The sequence below is a fragment of the Bacillus sp. ISL-57 genome (genome assembly GCF_018613135.1).
Lineage (GTDB): Bacteria > Bacillota > Bacilli > Bacillales > DSM-1321 > Peribacillus > Peribacillus frigoritolerans.
Genome location: NZ_JAGGQV010000004.1, coordinates 70,521 through 88,752, shown reverse-complemented (window position 1 = coordinate 88,752; position 18,232 = coordinate 70,521). Strand labels below are relative to the sequence as shown.

At 37.5% G+C, this 18,232-nt stretch carries 18 protein-coding genes and 1 other annotated feature; of the genes, 3 read left to right on the top strand and 15 right to left on the bottom strand.

All coding sequences use genetic code 11. The features are described from left to right. Position 1: 1 nt before the first annotated feature. The 3 genes from J7I90_RS08815 to J7I90_RS08805 all read right to left on the bottom strand — a co-directional run bounded on the left by J7I90_RS08815 (position 2) and on the right by J7I90_RS08805 (position 2,865). Positions 2–1,573, bottom strand: a complete 1,572-nt coding sequence (locus J7I90_RS08815) for an ATP-binding protein (RefSeq protein ID WP_251025186.1) — start codon at positions 1,571–1,573, stop codon at positions 2–4. A gap of 128 nt (positions 1,574–1,701) precedes the next feature. After that, positions 1,702–2,160, bottom strand: a complete 459-nt coding sequence (locus tag J7I90_RS08810) for a VOC family protein (RefSeq protein WP_214770673.1) — start codon at positions 2,158–2,160, stop codon at positions 1,702–1,704. Between the two features lie 195 nt (positions 2,161–2,355). Then, positions 2,356–2,865, bottom strand: coding sequence for a GNAT family N-acetyltransferase (locus J7I90_RS08805; protein WP_214770671.1), 510 nt, complete (start codon positions 2,863–2,865; stop codon positions 2,356–2,358). Positions 2,866–3,198: 333 nt separating this feature from the next. Here J7I90_RS08805 and J7I90_RS08800 point away from each other — a divergent pair, with 333 nt between their 5' ends. The 3 genes from J7I90_RS08800 (at position 3,199) to J7I90_RS08790 (ending at position 6,523) form a co-directional block, all read left to right on the top strand. After that, positions 3,199–3,765, top strand: a complete 567-nt coding sequence (locus J7I90_RS08800; RefSeq protein ID WP_214770668.1) for a sigma-70 family RNA polymerase sigma factor — start codon at positions 3,199–3,201, stop codon at positions 3,763–3,765. After that, positions 3,762–4,901, top strand: coding sequence for a DUF4179 domain-containing protein (locus J7I90_RS08795; RefSeq protein WP_214770666.1), 1,140 nt, complete (start codon positions 3,762–3,764; stop codon positions 4,899–4,901). Before J7I90_RS08800 ends, J7I90_RS08795 begins: the two co-directional genes overlap by 4 nt. A 233-nt stretch (positions 4,902–5,134) precedes the next feature. Continuing rightward, on the top strand, positions 5,135–6,523 hold the full coding sequence (locus tag J7I90_RS08790; protein WP_214770664.1) for an L-cystine transporter: 1,389 nt from the start codon (positions 5,135–5,137) through the stop codon (positions 6,521–6,523). Positions 6,524–6,607: 84 nt separating this feature from the next. Here J7I90_RS08790 and J7I90_RS08785 read toward each other — a convergent pair whose 3' ends face one another. The 12 genes from J7I90_RS08785 to J7I90_RS08730 all read right to left on the bottom strand — a co-directional run bounded on the left by J7I90_RS08785 (position 6,608) and on the right by J7I90_RS08730 (position 18,211). Beyond that, positions 6,608–7,369 carry an HAAS domain-containing protein gene (locus J7I90_RS08785; protein ID WP_214770661.1) on the bottom strand — a complete coding sequence of 254 codons (762 nt, stop codon included), beginning with the start codon at positions 7,367–7,369 and terminating at the stop codon, positions 6,608–6,610. Between the two features lie 2 nt (positions 7,370–7,371). Beyond that, a complete protein-coding gene (locus J7I90_RS08780) occupies positions 7,372–7,701 on the bottom strand; it encodes a PadR family transcriptional regulator (protein ID WP_214770658.1) in 330 nt (109 codons plus the stop codon). A gap of 254 nt (positions 7,702–7,955) precedes the next feature. Then, positions 7,956–9,161 (bottom strand): hypothetical protein, encoded by a 1,206-nt coding sequence (locus J7I90_RS08775; protein ID WP_214770656.1) that lies wholly within the window; start codon positions 9,159–9,161, stop codon positions 7,956–7,958. 153 nt (positions 9,162–9,314) lie between these two features. Further along, positions 9,315–9,971, bottom strand: a complete 657-nt coding sequence (locus J7I90_RS08770) for a phosphatase PAP2 family protein (RefSeq protein WP_214770654.1) — start codon at positions 9,969–9,971, stop codon at positions 9,315–9,317. A gap of 229 nt (positions 9,972–10,200) precedes the next feature. Continuing rightward, a complete protein-coding gene (locus J7I90_RS08765) occupies positions 10,201–11,550 on the bottom strand; it encodes an amino acid permease (RefSeq protein ID WP_214770652.1) in 1,350 nt (449 codons plus the stop codon). A 59-nt stretch (positions 11,551–11,609) separates the two neighbouring features. Further along, positions 11,610–11,846, bottom strand: a binding site (T-box leader). A gap of 348 nt (positions 11,847–12,194) precedes the next feature. Continuing rightward, a complete protein-coding gene (locus J7I90_RS08760; protein ID WP_214770650.1) occupies positions 12,195–12,731 on the bottom strand; it encodes a hypothetical protein in 537 nt (178 codons plus the stop codon). 110 nt (positions 12,732–12,841) lie between these two features. Next, positions 12,842–13,075 carry a hypothetical protein gene (locus tag J7I90_RS08755; RefSeq protein ID WP_214770649.1) on the bottom strand — a complete coding sequence of 78 codons (234 nt, stop codon included), beginning with the start codon at positions 13,073–13,075 and terminating at the stop codon, positions 12,842–12,844. A gap of 384 nt (positions 13,076–13,459) precedes the next feature. Then, positions 13,460–14,155, bottom strand: a complete 696-nt coding sequence (locus tag J7I90_RS08750; protein WP_214770647.1) for a cupin-like domain-containing protein — start codon at positions 14,153–14,155, stop codon at positions 13,460–13,462. Positions 14,156–14,168: 13 nt separating this feature from the next. After that, a complete protein-coding gene (locus tag J7I90_RS08745) occupies positions 14,169–15,242 on the bottom strand; it encodes a TldD/PmbA family protein (RefSeq protein WP_214770644.1) in 1,074 nt (357 codons plus the stop codon). Further along, on the bottom strand, positions 15,239–16,477 hold the full coding sequence (locus J7I90_RS08740) for a peptide arginase family protein (protein WP_214770641.1): 1,239 nt from the start codon (positions 16,475–16,477) through the stop codon (positions 15,239–15,241). The genes J7I90_RS08745 and J7I90_RS08740 overlap by 4 nt, the downstream gene beginning before the upstream one ends. Then, positions 16,467–17,261, bottom strand: a complete 795-nt coding sequence (locus J7I90_RS08735; protein WP_214770638.1) for a hypothetical protein — start codon at positions 17,259–17,261, stop codon at positions 16,467–16,469. The genes J7I90_RS08740 and J7I90_RS08735 overlap by 11 nt, the downstream gene beginning before the upstream one ends. Continuing rightward, a complete protein-coding gene (locus J7I90_RS08730; RefSeq protein ID WP_095393037.1) occupies positions 17,246–18,211 on the bottom strand; it encodes a multinuclear nonheme iron-dependent oxidase in 966 nt (321 codons plus the stop codon). Before J7I90_RS08730 ends, J7I90_RS08735 begins: the two co-directional genes overlap by 16 nt. Between the last annotated feature and the right edge of the window lie 21 nt (positions 18,212–18,232).

The following is an 18,232-nucleotide window of genomic DNA, read 5'->3' as shown; positions in this document are numbered from 1 at the left end:
CTCACGCCTCCTTTTCTGCTTTTATATCCTTCGGGAAGACGAGTGTAAATCTTGCTCCCCCCAAATAACTGCGATCAATATAAATTTCACCGCTTAAAAGACCAATGGAGTTTTTCACAATGGCCAAACCAATCCCATGATTTTCCCCATTTTTAGTCGTATAACCATCTGTAAAAATAATATCCTCCATTGCATGAGGGATACCAGGACCGTTATCCTCGATATCAAATATGATTTCGTTTCCTAAATCCGTAAACGAAACTTTGACCTTTCCCTTCTTTTTGTTCTTTTGCCTTGCTGCCTCTATCGCATTATCGATGACATTACCAATAACGGAAACCAAGTGATGGGAATCCTCAGGTTTTAATGAACTGTTTAAATTGCTTTCCTGCTCAATTTCTAAGATAACCTGCAATTCTTTTGAACGGTTTATCTTTCCAAGTAAACAGGCAGCGATTAAAGGATCTTTTACCGATGACATAAGAAACGAAATGATATCTTGCCTCTCTCTCACTTCAGAAGAGATGATGTTCATTGCCCTATCATACTGTTTTAAACTAAGTAATCCATAAATGGTATTTAATTTATTTAAAAACTCATGATTTTGTGCTCTCATATTTTCTGAAAAGGCCTTGATTTCTGAAAATTCATCCGTTAATTGTTCAATTTCGGATACTGTTCTTATTGTTAAAACGATGCCCCTGACGTCCTTATGATTTAAGATAGGGGATAAATCCAAAATGTATAGCTGTTGGCCTAAGAGTAACTTACGATTGAACTGTCCCTCTTTTGTGCTGATTACGATTTTGATTAGTTTTTCTAAATGTCCATTTACAATCCGCTTTCCCACCATTAGCTGATGATCATGAAACAATTCACGTGCTCTTTTATTCATGGAAGTAACCTGTTTTTCAATATTAATCGTAATGGTAGCATATCGGATGGCATCAAGTGTCGCTTCCCTTTCTTGAAAAAGAAAAGAAATTTCCTCAGGCTCCAGACCCAAAATTAGCTTTTTTAAGCGTCGCGCTATAAATATTGCCCACACGATACCTACACTGATTGGGATAAGTGACAAATGAATAATCTTCATTTTATAATTGGATAGCTGATCTTGCACATTCTCTACCAAAAACCCAACAGATGAAACACCGATAACTTCCCCTTTATCATTCCAGATAGGCGCCTTAGCTTTAATCGCTGGTCCCGATATCCCATTTCCTTGATAAATAATTGCTTTGTGTTCATTGAGTACTGCATCATTACTAGTAGCCGTGGGCTTTCCGATATATTCTGGATTGGGATGAGAGTATCGCAGTCCTTTATCGTCCGCAATGGTTACATAATCGGCACCTGTTGTTTGACGAATCAGTTCTGATGCGGGTTGAATCACCTTTGAGGGCTGTTCATCGTTAAACCCTTGGATGATCGTTGGATTTTGAGCTGCTAATTTGGCTACCGTCATTGCTTGCTTACCCATATGGTTTTCGACGATGTCTTCCAGCAGTGTAGAGAATAGAATGCTCACAAGTAAGATACTGATGAAAACAACGAATATGATAAGCAATGTCATTTGAGTTAATAAGTTCACTCTAATTTTAAACATCTACATTTATGCCTTAACCTTTCCGTATTGATTGCTCATACTTGTATAGTAAATTAATGATTGAGACTGGGCGGGAAACTTTTCATTTACAAAGTTCACCTGGTTAAAAGTTCTTCCCATTCTTCAAGTGAAAGTTTTTCGGTCATATGCCTATATGCATCAGGGACTTTTATCGAACACATAAGTTCGAGACTATTGCCATCGGGATCGTTGAAATAGACGGAAGCGTTTCCTTGGTTCGGACGAACAAATGGTTCAATCGTTGTCCTTTTTCCAAAGGGGACGACTTCAATTTGCAAGGATTTGAGCCAAGTTAATGCATTTTTCATATTATCATAAGTTACCCGAAAGGCGATATGCCTTAGTGAAGGGTGGTATGGGGTTTGATATTCCTTCCCTTCCCATAAGCCGACCCAGCTTTTGTTTTCCTCGATCCAAAAGAAGGCAGTATCTTCATCCCTCCAAGCTAGTTTCAAGCCTATTTTCTTATAAAAATCCATAGAGATGTCCAGGTTCTTGACTGGTAAATGGGCTTCATATAAACCTTCTATCATATTAGATTCTCCTTCTCCTTTTAAGTAAACGTACTCTTTTGCCGGGAAATATCTCGCAATTAAGTCCTTTGCGACCATCAAGCGGTCTATCCTCGGTTAGTATACAGGGAAGGTGCTTTCTGTGACAGCCGCTACCTCCCCCTCTTTTCACAATTGAAAAATGGAATGCGTTCTATTATATAGAAGAAAATGGATTCAAAGGTTCCTACTATAATGGAAGGATGTTAGCTTTTGACCCGAATCCGCACTAATTTCCTCCTTAATCGAAATCCGTTCAAAACCGTTTTTCACCAAAACCTTTTGGGAGGCGATATTGTCACTTGTCGTTTTGGCATGCATTTGCGTCACATTCAAATCCGGCGCCAGCTTCACCAAAAGCTTTAAAGCTTCATTCGCAATCCCTTTTTGCGTAAACGCTTCACCGATTCTATAACCGACATGAGCCGTACCGTTGATGGGGTCGATATCCACAAGATTAATCCTGCCGACGATTATGCCAGAACCAATCTTAATCAAATAAAAAGAGGAGATGGCCTCTTCTTGTTCTTTTAATAATTCTTTATGCCTGATCCCAAACGTTCCAAAGCTATAATAATCATCACCCCGTCCTGGGACCGTTTGTTCGAAAAACCTCCTATTATTGCATTCAAATGCAAATAACGCTTGTGCATCCCGTTCATTAAGCCTGTCAATGTATATATCCATCATTCTTTCATCCTTTCAAAAAAACGCTAAGCATATATCATTCAAGAAAACAAAGGGCTTATCCTTCCTGATAAATAATATAGAATAATCTTTCATTCAACAGTTTTTAGCAGCAATCAAGTGTTTTGTTAAAGAATCTATTTTTAGCCGCTAATATGGATAACACTGTCGCATACTGACAAAATTTGATACCCTCAATACCATATCGTTCCAAGTGCAAATGGACCCATCATACCTACTCTTCGAAAAATCCAAAATTATTGAGAACAAATCTTTTTACACACGTTGTATTAAATGTAAAAGCTTTTACAAAAAAACAAGGGGAATCATGTCATGAAGTCTACTGATAAAAATTTTATCGAGCGGTTGCAACGCCAAGAAGAAGACGCATTGGAATTTATAGTGGATACCTATTTGCCACTAATCAAGGGGGTCACATATAAGGTTCTCTCTCCTCTTAGGAACGACGGTGTCCTGGAAGAATGTATCAATGATATTTTTCTCTCAATTTGGAACCATTCGAAAAAGTTCCATGGGGATACAACAGATTTCAGAAAATGGATTTGTGCAATCGCTAAGTTTAAGGCGATTGATTACTACCGAAAAACCGTGAAGAAAATGGAGTATACGTCAAGTTATACCGAGATAGATTCAGAAAAATCAGCAGAAGATGAATTGATTATATCGGAAGACAGAAAAGAACTGCTTCAGTTAATCGATCTTTTAGAGCCTGTAGATCGGGATATTTTCATCATGAAGTACTTTCTTGGTTTAAAAAATGAAGATATATCGATAAAACTCGGGTTGACCAAAGCATCAATCGATAATCGAATTTATAGGGGCAAAAAGAAGCTAAGTCAAAAAGCTACGAATCTTAAGTTAGGAGGCAGTGTCGTATGAAGGATATTTATGAATTATTAAATGATATAGACATAGACGAAACTGAATTTAATGAAATGAAAGTCACCGAACTAGAAAAAGCGAAAGTCAAAAAAAACCTAAAAAAATCAATAAGCAAGAAGAAAAAAATGAAACGTTGGCAAAAGAATGTTCTCGCTGCTTCGATCATATTCGGGTTATCCACCGCAACGATTGGATTCTCGTTTACCGCTTCTGCTAAAAGCATTCCTTTGATAGGAGATATTTTCAGCTATTTTAGTAATGAAAACTCAGGTCTTCCCGATGATATCAAGAATAATGGAAAGGGGCTTTATAGTGATTATAAGGCCTACTCTAACGAAATGGGCTTTAGCGAAGAAAGCAATGGCCTTACTTTCACGATAAATGACGCCATTTATGACGGAAAAACGGTAACCATCACTTATACTATTGAAAGCGAAGAAGATTTGGGTAACGGATCATTCTACATTCCCAGCCCGAATATAAAAGAAATGAAAGCCCAAGGAGGATCGGATGGAATTTCAAAAGTAGCTGATAAAAAATATGTAGGCTTATTAACGGTTAGTAACTTGGAAGATCTTAAAGTGGATAAGGTAAATATAGACTGGAATATAAACAGCATTAGTATTACCGACATGGATAAAGAGATAAAAGGAAATTGGAATTTTGCTTTCTCTCTAGAGGCAACTGAAAGCAACGAGAAGGTCATCAATAAAAATGTCAATCAACATGGAGTAAAAGTATCCGTCGAAAAACTATCGATCTCACCAATGTCCTTTGTGGTTGATTATCATCAAGAAGTGTCCGACTCAGTCAAAAACAAATGGGATGAAGCCTATGTGGAGTTGACGATTAAAGATGACTTAGGGAATGAATACGATGGTCAAGGTAACGGAGGAAGCGGTATTGATTCTTATAATATGAACTTCAGCAAAACATTTCAAAAAATCGATCCAAACGCTACAAAACTGATTGCGACACCACATGTAACATTACGTAATTTCACTTCAGAGAATCACGGAGAAGTAACCATAACGGAAGATGGTGAAGAAAAGGTGTCATCTTTCCCAACAAAGCCGAGTAGTGCTCCAAAAGAGTTGGTATTGGATGATATCGTGATTGATTTGAAGAAATAACAATTTTACCTACAAGAGGTATACTGAACCCTAGATCCCAGAGTGGAGAAAGGTTCATGTATATCTCTTTTTTGTGACTTCTTATTCAGTCCATGAATATGGATACATACATGAATTACTGGAAAAGTCAAAAATAAATTATTTTCTTCTGGTAAAAAATCAACGGATGATGTATCATAGGCTTCAGATATTTATTATTCTCATTTGGTTAATCGGAATTAGGAGGAATATATATGATTGGTTATGTGTTTTTAAATCTTGCCATAATGCTCGTTCTTTTAGGCGTTTTATTTTACATGAATAAGAAGCATATTTCCTTTACAAAAAGGGTCTTTACTGGCCTTGGTTTAGGGATTGTATTCGGACTTCTTTTGCAGTATTTCTATGAACCTCAGTCAGATGCGATCGTTAAATCGGTCGATTGGTTTAACATTGTAGGTTCCGGCTATGTCAAGTTCCTGCAAATGATCGTCATGCCGCTTGTCTTCATTTCAATCTTATCCGCATTCACAAGATTGAAACTGACTAGCAATATCGGAAAGATCAGTGTCCTGATCATCGGAATCCTGCTTGGAACGACTGCGATTGCAGCTGCTGTCGGGATCACCTCGGCAACTGTATTCAATTTGGAAGCCGTTCAAATTGAGCAAGGGGAAGCGGAGTTAAGCCGCGGAGATCAAATATCGGAAACATACGGTACGATTCAGGATAAAACGATGCCACAGCAAATTCTTGAATTGATTCCGTCCAACCCGTTCCTTGATTTAACGGGTGCACGTCCGACATCAACCATTTCCGTTGTAATTTTTGCTGCATTTCTTGGGATTGCCTATTTAGGAGTCAAAAGGAAACAGCCTGAACATGCTGAATTTTTTGCTAAAATAGTAGATACATTGCACAGCATCATCATGCGCGTAGTAACATTGATCCTGCGCTTAACGCCTTACGGGATCTTGGCGATCATGACGAAGACTGTTGCTACAAGTGATTTGGATGCCATCCTGAAATTAGGGAAATTCGTAGGTGCCTCATATGTGGCCCTGATTGTCATGTTCCTCATCCATTTGCTATTGCTGATGCTTGCAGGATTGAATCCAATCGTATATTTGAGAAAAGCTTTCCCGGTATTATCGTTTGCCTTCACTTCAAGAACAAGTGCTGGCGCCCTGCCATTGAACATCCAAACACAGAAACAACTAGGGGTGTCCGAAGGTATTGCCAACTTTGCCGGATCCTTCGGCTTGTCGATCGGTCAAAACGGCTGTGCCGGAATCTATCCGGCCATGTTAGCGGTCATGATCGCTCCAACGGTTGGGATCAACCCGCTAGACCCTTCCTTTATCGCCATGTTGATTGCCATCGTGGCCATTAGTTCTTTCGGGGTTGCAGGTGTAGGCGGAGGAGCAACATTCGCTGCCATCCTTGTATTATCTGCAATGAACCTGCCAATCGCCTTGGCCGGCCTGTTGATTTCCGTCGAGCCATTGATCGATATGGGAAGAACGGCCGTGAATGTCAGCGGAAGCATGACTTCCGGTATTCTGACTAGTAAAATAACGGGTGACCTGGATAAAGAACAGTTCAGCGAAGACTCATCTTTGAAAATTGAAGCTGAAATGTAAAAGAAAAAAGCATCGGACTTCCTGTCATGGGAGGTTCGATGCTTTTTTCTTTGCCTATACATTGGAACCTGCAGGTAAAACACTTCAACTGCTTTTGGTTTTCCTGATCGTATATCCACAATAAAGGAGGATACCCAGCATCGTTATTAAACTGCTCAGTATCAAATTAACGTCCTCTTGGTAATGGGTCTGTTTCAATACAACTTCAGGTGCAAAAAGGAGTATCGGAATGATGATGGAAACCCAGGATTTGCTCCATAAGGATATGAGGATGAATATTGAAATGGCTAGTATTACAGCAACAATAGTACCTGTGTTTTCAAGTTTTATAAAAGTTGTGCTATGAATTCCACTAAAAATAATTAAACCTGCAAACAATGCTATCGAAATCATGCCTAGGGCAAATAGGAGTACACCTTGCTTTAACATGGATAATTTATGCCTCGCCATATACCTGAAAGATATCATATAAACTAATATTGAAAGGATTCCAGCCATAGGATAACCGATGATCTCCAAAAACGAAAATTTAATTCCACCATTTAAAGCCTTATCAATAATCAAATAGGAAAATGCCCCAAATAAAATCATCAATATATATTTAAACCATCCCTTAAAATCAACTGACATTTCATCAGAAAGAAGTTTCATGTATTCTTTTGGACTACTGCCTATGATATGTTCTACACTTTTTTCATCACACTCCGCTTCAAAAAGATGGACCTCTAACTCTTCAATGATATCCTCAATTGCATCGGTTTTCTTCCCACTCGAAAAAAGGTATAATCTGAGGTCTTCTAAAAAGGTTTGACTCTCCTTGGATAACGTTTTGTTAACATCAAGCACCGCTACATTCCCCCTTTGTTTTTCACTATTTTATTTACATTTGAACTTAGCTTATCCCAGCGGTCGATGAAGACTTCCAGTTCACTCTCGCCTTTTTCAGATAACGAGTAATACTTCCTGCTAGGACCCGCTGTTGATTTCTTTAAAGTGGTATTGACTAATTTTTCTTTCTGCATGCGTATTAATAATGGATAAATGGTACCTTCACTTAAGGAATCAAACCCATATTCCCCAAGCTTCTCGGCTAATTCGTACCCATAAACTTCCCCTTCTTTAATGATCGCTAACAGACAACCTTCCAAAATCCCTTTAAGCATTTGAGTTGATGACATGGATATTGAATCACTTCTTCCTTTGTCTTGTATAACAAGGTATTGGCCCAAAAATATTTACCTTGCAAAGCAAGTTATATTTTATTTTACATTTTACTACCTGGTATTGCAAGTCATTAATTCCTTATTATTCCTGTAGTGAGATTTACTCTTTTTTTCCTTTGTTAAAATTTTGGACGATTTAACAAAAAGGGACAATCCCGAAAAGATTTCATATAAAAAATGATAGTTTAATAAGAAATGGAGGATACATTTTAATCAATAAGTACATGCCAGATATTTTCTTGTTTCTTATATCTTCCCTTTATTTCTCCAACGCCATCAATGGTTAGCGAATCATTGGTTTCAAAGGGTTCATTCCCTACTATCAGATGTAATTTATTTATGTTTTGAATTCCATGATCAACATGGGCAATAACCGGTTGTTGAATAAGAAAATCTTCATTGTTCATTCTTACTCTTATAAAGCTCTTATGTAAAAGTCTATCTCCTGATGGGATCATATTCATTGGGTCAAAGGATTTAGCCATTATTTCCCCAACAATATATAAATGAATGCCTGCTTGTTTATTAAACTCTTCAAATGCTTTCATTCTCTTTTCCATAGCTAAATTAATGACTTCCTCTGTTTCAGAACTTATCTTCACATCAGCCATTGAATGCTCCATATAGTCACCGGACTGCTGTTTTAAAAGGTCATATAATGTTTCTTCTCTATCAAAAAAACTTTCCATCCAGCCTGGTGAAAGCTCCTCCAGTAACAAACACATACACAACCCGGAGCTATAACAACTACTTCTAATACTAGAAGTGGATTCATACTTGTTTATTAGTTGTTGTGCATACTTTTTTAATACTGAACCGTAATCAAACCGGCTTTTTTCCGAGTAAGCCTTCAATTCGACATACCACGCAGGTCCCTCAATGGTTTCAATCAATTTTTCGTATGTCAGGTATTCTTCAATCATGTCTGCTCTTTTTTCCCTTAGGGCAATGAAAGCATTAAGGTATTGTTTCTTCTTCATTATGTTATTTTCCAATAACGCATGATAAAGATTTGTCCGTTCCTGATTTCGCAATTCCACATTTTCTTTTGACAGCGGATATGTGATTCCCATCATTTCATCGGGAAACCGTTTTTCATCCTTTATGTATTGATAGCCGTGAAACAATTCATGAACCGCTATTGAAAACAAATCTTCATATTCCTTATAGTGATCCATATTAACAATTGCAGTGGGATATTCTTCATACATCATGATTGTGTCAGCAGTAAATTCGGTATCCCACTTTAAAATATGATATGTACATTTTGGATTGTTACTGAATTTAGGATGATTGAATAGATAAACATTACTCTTGTCATATATGGCATAAGCAACAAGTTCAAAACCCGGCCAATAATTTTCCAACTTTGCTTTAACCAAGTCTTCAGCCATTCGATCAAGATGATGAGGCATTCTTTTCCTCCCTCCACTGTTTCGATTCGATTAAAAACATAATATCATATATAATTTACATAAATGTCCAATTAATTTCAATAAAAAACAAAAAGCCACTGTAACATATCAACTCATGGGAGTGAATATTCTTACAGTGGCTTTTTCCTGTGGTCACTTTTTAATTTGCCTCGCTGCGTAATGATTGGCCTGAAAACCAGGTAGCGCATGGAAGGTATACTGGACGGCTGCATATACTCCGCATGCAAGGAGGATTCCTGCGAGTGCATCCAATACAGCATGCTGTTTCGTAAAGAGCGTGGAGAGGATGATCAGTGTTCCGAATGCAGTGACACTGGCATACTCCCATTTATGCTCTTCTTTCCGCTTATGGGCGACGATCATCATGATGAATGTGGTCAGTACATGTATGCTGGGAAGGCAGTTGACAGGTTGATCATGACTATAGATGAGCCGCATTAACTGGGCAAAGATATCGTTGCCCACGACTTCTGGACGCGGAACTGTCGTTTGCCAAAGGCAATATACAAGAAAACAGAGAAGTTTCCCCGATATCAAACTGCCTAATCCGACGAAATAGTGCTTTCGGTCAACAAAGCAATAGTAAATCAGCAATCCATAAATATACGGATACCAAAGTAAATAAGGAACGGCAAATTCTTTAATAAAGGGAATCTCCCTATCTATTATAGTCGTAACATCAACAGCATGACCTGAAGATTGATTGATGATTGAGTAGATGGAACTAGTAATCACCAAAAGTAATAAATAATATAACGGGTGAAAGGATAGTATGGAATTGTTTTTCATAGCTCGCTCCGGCTTTCAATATATATTGGTTTTTTTCCAAAGATTATTATACTACATTTTTCACTAGATTAACTCTTTAATCGCTAAAGTTAATGATTCCCTTGAACTAGTAAAATGGATATCTCTTACTTTTAATCCGACTAAGAATACATAACGAAAGCCATGGCATATACCACGGCTTGATATGAAACTTATATGCGGGAAGGCAAAAGTGATCACTCCGGCTTTTCTAGATATTGTTATGGCGTTTTTTCCATACATACGTTAAAGAAATGAAGATGTAGATGCAAAGTGTAATGATCGTAACGACTATGGATGTCGTGAAAATGATTCCGATCAGGATCGTTATTAAAGCGATGATCGCAGCCCAAGTCGTATACGGGAACCATTTCACCGAATAGGCACTTGTTTTTCCGGACTGTTGTTTACGTGATTTCAAATGGGCGAAAGCAATGATCAACCAGATGAATAATACGGTATATCCAAGCGAACCCATTAGGAAATCGAAGGTCTTGCTTCCAGCAAACAAGGAAATCAATACACCGCCATATAAAGCCGAAGTACACATTAATATTGCGGGAACAGGTACTTTCTTCTTGGATAAACGGGAAAAGACTTTCGGAACGCGACCATCCACGGCTTGTGTAAAGAGAACGCGGGATGAACCATATAACCCGGAGTTCATCGATGATATGATCGCTAATAGAACAACAGCGTTCATGATATGGTCGGCACCTGGAATCCCGATCATTTGAAAGACCATTACAAACGGACTTTCCTTCACCCCGTTCACTTCGTTCCAAGGAATTAAGCTAACGATGATGAAAAAAGGAATGATATAGAAAGAAATGATCCTGACCAATGTACTGCGAACCGCCTTTGGAACCACTTTTTCAGGATTTTTCGTTTCAGCTAATGTGACCCCGATGATTTCCGTACCGCCATATGAATAGATAACCACCAGCATCGCCGTGATCAAACCTGTCGATCCATTCGGGAAGAACCCGCCATGTTCGGTCAAGTTAGAAAAACCGACCGCGGTATGATCACCAAAAGTAACGAGCAGCAACAATAATCCAGCCATGATGAACACAATGATGACCGTAATCTTAATTAAAGCAAGCCAGTACTCCGTTTCTGCAAAAACCTTCACCGACAGCAAGTTAACCGCAGTAACTAAAACCGAAACAGCTAACGCCAGTATCCAGATTGGATATCCGGGCAGCCAATATTGAAGGAAAATCGCCGCAACCACTGATTCGGCCGCGATATTCAACACCCACATTTTCCAATAAATCCAATCCAGGAAATAGGCAGGATACTTTCCTAAGATCGATTGGACCAAATCCCTGAATGTTCGTGCACCGCTATTGCGGACCGCCATTTCAGCTAAACCTTGCATGATGAATAATAGGATGATTCCTCCTATCAAGTACGCAATGATTACGGAAGGGCCTGCCATATCAATGGCTGAACTGCTTCCTTTAAATAAACCTGCCCCGATGGCACCGCCTAATGCCATCATCGTAATATGCCTTGAAGTCATTGTCCTCTGTAAATTCCGTTTGTCCGTTTCCATATCCTAACCTCCCAAAAATCAAAAAAAGCATATCGTCTCTTCCTTCATAATCAAATGAAGAAAGAGACGATATGCCTTAAGCTTACCGCGGTACCACTCTTATTGGCTCTTTAAAGAACCCTGCTTTAAAAACCTTGTAACGAAGGTTAATCGTTAAAACAAAAGAATGGAATCATTCCTATCTTTCGCTTTACCACTCCCAGGCAAGTTCAAAGTATCATTGGACTGCGTCGCACCAACCCGCAGCTCTCTTCACCGAATAATAAGCTTTTACTACTCCTGTTCATTGCGTTTGAAAAATTATATCTGAATATTTTTAATAATATCCCATACTATACGGACTCAAGGTGAATTTGTCAATAACTTTCTTAGGATAATATTTTCAACGAAATAAATTAGGGGAAATCGTAAAAGCCCTTGATTCAATTATAGGATACTGGTGGACAAATCATATACAAATTCATTAGCACTTAAGAAACATCCTGCGGCTGCAGAATCAGGGGGTAGACGGCATTAAAAGATGAAAATGAAGAACCCCTGATGTGTGAAGCGTATTTGCAAGGTTTACTAAAGACAAAGAGTGCCCTTTTTGAATACCCTCAATTTACCAGTAGTTTCGTAAATTCAACAAATGTTCTTATGACTTATTTAGCAGGTTCTATATAGAAATAAATCCCACTTTCCTTGTCTATTGCAGGGCTTACTTCACTAGTTTGTGATTTAACGATAGGACTTTGATCTTCACTTAATCCAGTGTAAATTGTAAAACTCTTTCCTGATTGTGTTGTTGTTCCCCAACTGATCTGGGAGGAATACTTTTTGACTTTATCGTTTTTAACAAGAACATCTTGATCAGGGTCATACCAAGCAAACTTTCCTTCCTGCTCACTTATACTTGATACCCCTACTCCCAAGCCTTCTTCTAATTGTTTCTTATAAACAACAAATGTTTCTCCGTTTTCACTAACTTCTCCAATGATGTCTTCTTTTTTCATCTTTTCTTCTTTAATGCCATGATTAACCGTTTCTTCTTTGGTTTTATACCATTTCAATTCACCGGTTCCATTATCAGCCACTGCAGAACACCCTGTAAGTGCAATCATGGCTATTACAAAAGGCAGCACCACTTTCACTTTAAAAATCCCCCTTTTTAGAAAAGATGCAATACTTAAATCATGCATTCGAAAGCAAATGAAATTACAATATATAGAAAAAACCTTTTCCCTATCCATCATCAATAATCCCCACTGGTCACCTAATCAAACCAATATATTCATAAAAGCCCAGACGTTTAAAACTCGATCCCTAACCAAGATGCAGCCACCATCAGAGCCCCAACGACAATCACTATAAACGGTCCTACAACAACTAATCCAAATAGCAGTGAGCCTACTGCGTCCAGGAAGATTCGAAATGGTCCTGCTTTTTCCTTTTTATTCTGTTGCTGCGTTAATAAATCTTCAAGATGACTGACTTTTTGATTCAATTGCTGCAACTCTTGAAACACTTTTGTGTCCTGATCCATGAATTACCACCCTCTCCAATTAACAATAAGTGTTAATTCTATCATTTACATCCATTTCCAAACAGTGAAATTGACTATTTTCGGGCACTGACACCAGAGTAAAGAGGATCTTCTACAAAATCTCATTTTTCTGAGATGATTCACATTAGAACTTTGACCTGTAAGCGTACAAGAAGAATCGATAAATTCGTATAGAGGTTTTTTAAGAAGCAGGCGATGTATGAGGGGGCAAAAGGGATTCAGAAGGTAAAAAGAAAAACAGCCCTATGGCTGATTTCCCGATTTCATTAAGTATGTCGGCACCACTAAAATCCACAGAATGTTTGTAAGCCGCAAATTTAGTAATTACGAGTTTTTAACCTGTCCACTTAAAGGGATAAAGGATTATTCCTTTTCATCTTTATACCAAAAATTCTCACTAACCGAGAAAGAAGTTTTGATATTTCGAACGGTATGCCACCAATTTTTAGGGGTGTACATTAATTCTCCAGAAAACTGTTCCACAATGTAGGGCGTGGTAGATTTGAAATTTGGATCCTCCTTTAAATCCAAATCGAATAAATCATGCTTGAATTCTTTCACATACTCCGTATCATCAGGACTGAAAAAAATCCATTTTTTTTGGCCAAATACTACTGCATTCCAATTATGTGATTTCTCAAAATCCTGGTGTATTGGGGTTCCTGTTCCACCCGAACCAAGGAAAATCCATTTTAATTTCTTTTTGTTTTTTGTCTTGATTGTATTATGGTTGAATAGGGATGGGGTTTCGAAATAACCCTCTAAATCCTCATTGCCCATGATGGAAAAAGGCCAGTCACAATAAAATTTTTCTGGGTTATCATTTAATATACCGATGAATTTGCCCAGTTTTGATTTGTAAAATTTTTTTTCTTGATCATATCCTGATTTCCTTATGATTATTTCCCTTTCTCCATAATTAGACTGTAGATAGTCTGTATCCCAGTCCCTGGAAGGCCATGAATCTACTAATCCAGTTATTATCAGTGGCTTTTTACCCGCATAATTTTCTTCAAAATCCGTTAGTGATAATTGTTTATAGTGTATTTTTTCGATCAATTCGCTCATCCTTTCAGAGTACGGGATAAAGTGTTAGATTTTCAAAATGAATATGAGGTGACCCTTGGGTGACACTAAGATTATTTTCACCATTCTTATTACAACCGAAAACCGGATTAAAGAAAAGCAGTTCATTGCTAAGGGACTTAATGGCTTTAGCTGAATCCAGTTTGTTTCCTTTAATATCAAATCTTCTAAGTATTTTATTGGTTACTTTCCCATTTTTAATGACCAAACCATATGATGGACGGATTACAAAATTCAAACCAAGTGATCCCCCGCCCCAGGCACCTCTGCAATAAATACCATTGTCGATTCCTGAAATTATCTCCTGTACTTCCATATTGCCTGAATCCAAATAAGTTGTTGACATTCTGGGCATCGTAAGTGAAGATATGCCAACGCTTCTTGCATTACAGGAAGATTGTAAGCCCAGGAGCTTACGAGTCTTTGCATTATGCATCAAACCTACGTTTATCCCGTCCTTTATTAAGTGGGTCCTAAATGTTTCATTCTGTTCCGCATCCAATAAATAACTACCATTTTGCCCAGGAATGGTCGGGTCATCGAATACGTTAATTTTATATTCTGACCATTTGTATCCCATCGTTATTCCATTTGGCTTTAAATACTCCAGGTAATTATCTGCTTCTAATGTATGACCAAAACATTCGTGTACATAATGAGAACCAGTCCAGGGCTCAAGCACAATTTGTGTTTCAATCTTGCGTTCAAGTTGCTGACCGTATATAGCAGCTTCTACTTCCGCTATAATCACTTCAAAATGATCCATTAATTCAGAACATGGTGACTTTTTAGTTCTTGTTTGCCATAATACTGGAATAATAGATGTTGAACTCTCTATGAAGATCATTATAAGAATGGAATACTTTAATTCATAACTGCTTAATCCTATACGAAGCTTAAAAGACTTCCAATGTCTTGAGTGATCATAGCGATCACGTTCAATGAATTTTAAACAATGATTTAATTCTTCTTGAAGAAACTTATTCTTTTCATTATCGCAGCTTGGTGAAACAACCCCTTCAACATTCGAATCATATGATAGTAAATATTCATTGTTCATGGCTTCGTTTCAGCTCGGCTAATTACTAATTGCGAAGGATCATGCTGAATCTTGCCATCAAAATCCACAAATGTCATTCCCAGTTTTGCTGCGAATGCTTCACCCAATATATAACCCTCTATTCTCATAGGTAATAATTCGATGCACTCTTTTGATAAATCATATCCTTTTTGATACAGCTCCAAACGAAGGCAACAAATCAAACGTAATATTAAGCCATGCGCCTCGATGGTATCCACTATATTTCCAGTTTTACTAAACCAACTTAAAGCCTCTTCATAATTACCATCCTTGAAAAAGTGAATGCCTAAAACATAGGCAGCCCAATATGAATCATCACCCGTTTTAGTCGCTATTTGATAGCAACTCTTAGCAAGTTCAATTTCACCAGACCGGGTATAGAGAATCGATTTCAATTTCCACCCTATTGCTCCCAATGGCCTCAATTCAAAGTTTAATTCATCTATTTCTGCTAGACTCAACTTTTTATTTGATGAAATTTTCTCCATCGTTACCTTCGGGGAAATCTTATCTTCCTTGGAATATACAATCTCCCTCCCCAGTTGCCCGGCTATATATTCCCCCATCCACCTGAAACTTTCAGGCAGAAACCCGCTTTTGATTGAATAGGTCATTGTTTTCACTTGATTAAAGAGGCCTAAATTTTTCAATACATTTAAGGTTTCGTCTATATCATTGGATAAATCATTAGTCTTGGGATCATAAAAGTAATCCAAATCGATATCTACAATAACCTGTTCATTAATTAGGAATTCTCCCAGAGATTCAATGGTTGTGACATGTAACTCAATATTATTTAATTGTACAGAAGCAGAATTTTTACCGTTTCTAAAGCTTGCCATGAATTCTTTTCCATGGTTGGGTACAAGGGATAAAAGCCCCCAAAGTAATTCACTAAACCCTTTTTCTCCTAACATACGAGGGTATACCCATATAATTTTCCGAAAAAGACCCTCTTGTATGGCGGCGTACAAAAAGTCATCAATCCCATAAGAATATCTTCCATCTTCCCTACAAGGAATATCTTTTTTCAATTCATCAATACACAGACCCTCTTTAATGAACTGACTGATTCTTTTCATTTTTGAATTTTCTATGAACTTTAAATCCAAGTGTTGATCAAAATAAACCAAGGTACTATTCCTGGGAGTTTTATTGACCCAATATGAAAATACTTCACTATGTTCCTCATATACATATATTTTATCCATCATTCTTAATTAACCCTAAGTTTAGAATCCAATTTATCTGGTCTTGATTGAACTTTTGTTGGCGGTTTATTTCCCTTGAACCTCCTATTTCCACCATTTCTAATACACTTGGGTGAATGGGTCCCCTAATTAAATTTTTTTCGGTTGCTGCATATAGCCATATAACCTTTTCGGAATCGCTAGCTACTTTTTTTCCACTTAGTGCCTCGGCTATTTCTTTAGAATAGGCTTGGTACGCATAGTGAATATGACCATTATTTTTAACCAGGTCACTATCTATCCTGAAAAATGGGTGTTTATTGACTGTTAGTATAGATAAAATGGCATTTAAAAATTCGTGTTTTAATAGTAAATGATTATTATCAGCCGCATGGATAAACTCTTCGTTTTCAGACAAATAATTGTAAAACGCTTCCTCGATACATGTCCCTTCCCCTGCATAGGGCAATTCCATATAACACTCGAAATGTTTGGACGCCAGGAACTTATGCATTAGCAGCGTTATATCGGTATCAAGGAGTTCCAAAGCCTGAAAAACACCAGGAAAAGATGTTCTTAAACCACCTTCATGTTCAATGTTTCCACTCATTAAATTTCTTACAATCGTTGTAGCCGTTGCTACAAGCTCTTCTTTATCTATTGTTTTTATGTGATTTAAATGATCAGCTGATAAATTCAATTCATCGAATTCATCATTTAAAAAGTAATTTCTATATTGGTAATCATATAATAAATTGTAAAGCAACTCGTCAAGTGAATAGTTCTTCGGTTTTAAATCATTTGCCATTTTTCAACTGCCTCCTTCATTCTTTGATAATTTTTCTGTGACTTCGGAATTAATATTCCTTCATCCGTATATTTAGGGTCTTCATATGTAATCGCTTTTAAATTAGGGCATAAAGGAAGCAAGTAATCTAAAAGCTGGATTTGTTCATCCATTAATACTCCATGATGCAGATCTCTGAATTTCCCTTTAATAATTTGACAACCTGAAAGATGCAATTCAAAACAGTTTTCAAAAGGCAATTTTTCTAAACCATTGAACATCTTTTCATTCATATTCCCTAACAACCATTGATAACTAAGGATATGACCAATATCTATAGTGATAGGGGAGTTTGTCTCCTCGACCAATGTTCTGAAATAATCAAATCCATTTATTTCCCCAATAAAGAAGTTAGTACCTTCAGTGAATCCAGGAAACTCAACTGAAACTGGAACGGCCAGTTCAGATTGGTATTCGTTGATGTTCTTTATACAAGCTTCCAATCCCGCTGGTGTCATATATGGTGGTAAAGGGAAAGGGACGGTTTTCCCTTTTATTGACCACAGGCCAAGATCTTCTACAATCCATCTTATGTCATATCTTTCTATAATCTTATTTGTGAATTCTATGATTTCCGTTTTTTTGTAATACTCGGTAGCCCCCATATTTAAAATCGTTTGATGGAATGCTCTCGCCTTTAGATGTGGATTGGCTTCAAATAATCTATCATAGGCATCAAAGTAGTCCTCGGCTTTTAACACACTTCTATTTTTCGGTTGAAAAGCAAAGAAAATATAATTAAACTCGTCTTTATAATTTTGAAAAAAGCCTTTCATCTTAGGCGTTATGTCGTCATGGTCCCCTTTGCTGGAAAAACCTATATCTTCCCCCCAAGGTAAATCCATGCCTAAACCAAGTCCAAGCTTTTCCTTTACATTTGGAAATTTAATTGTCTGATGAACTGTGCTCATTAGTCATTCCTCCCCATAAGT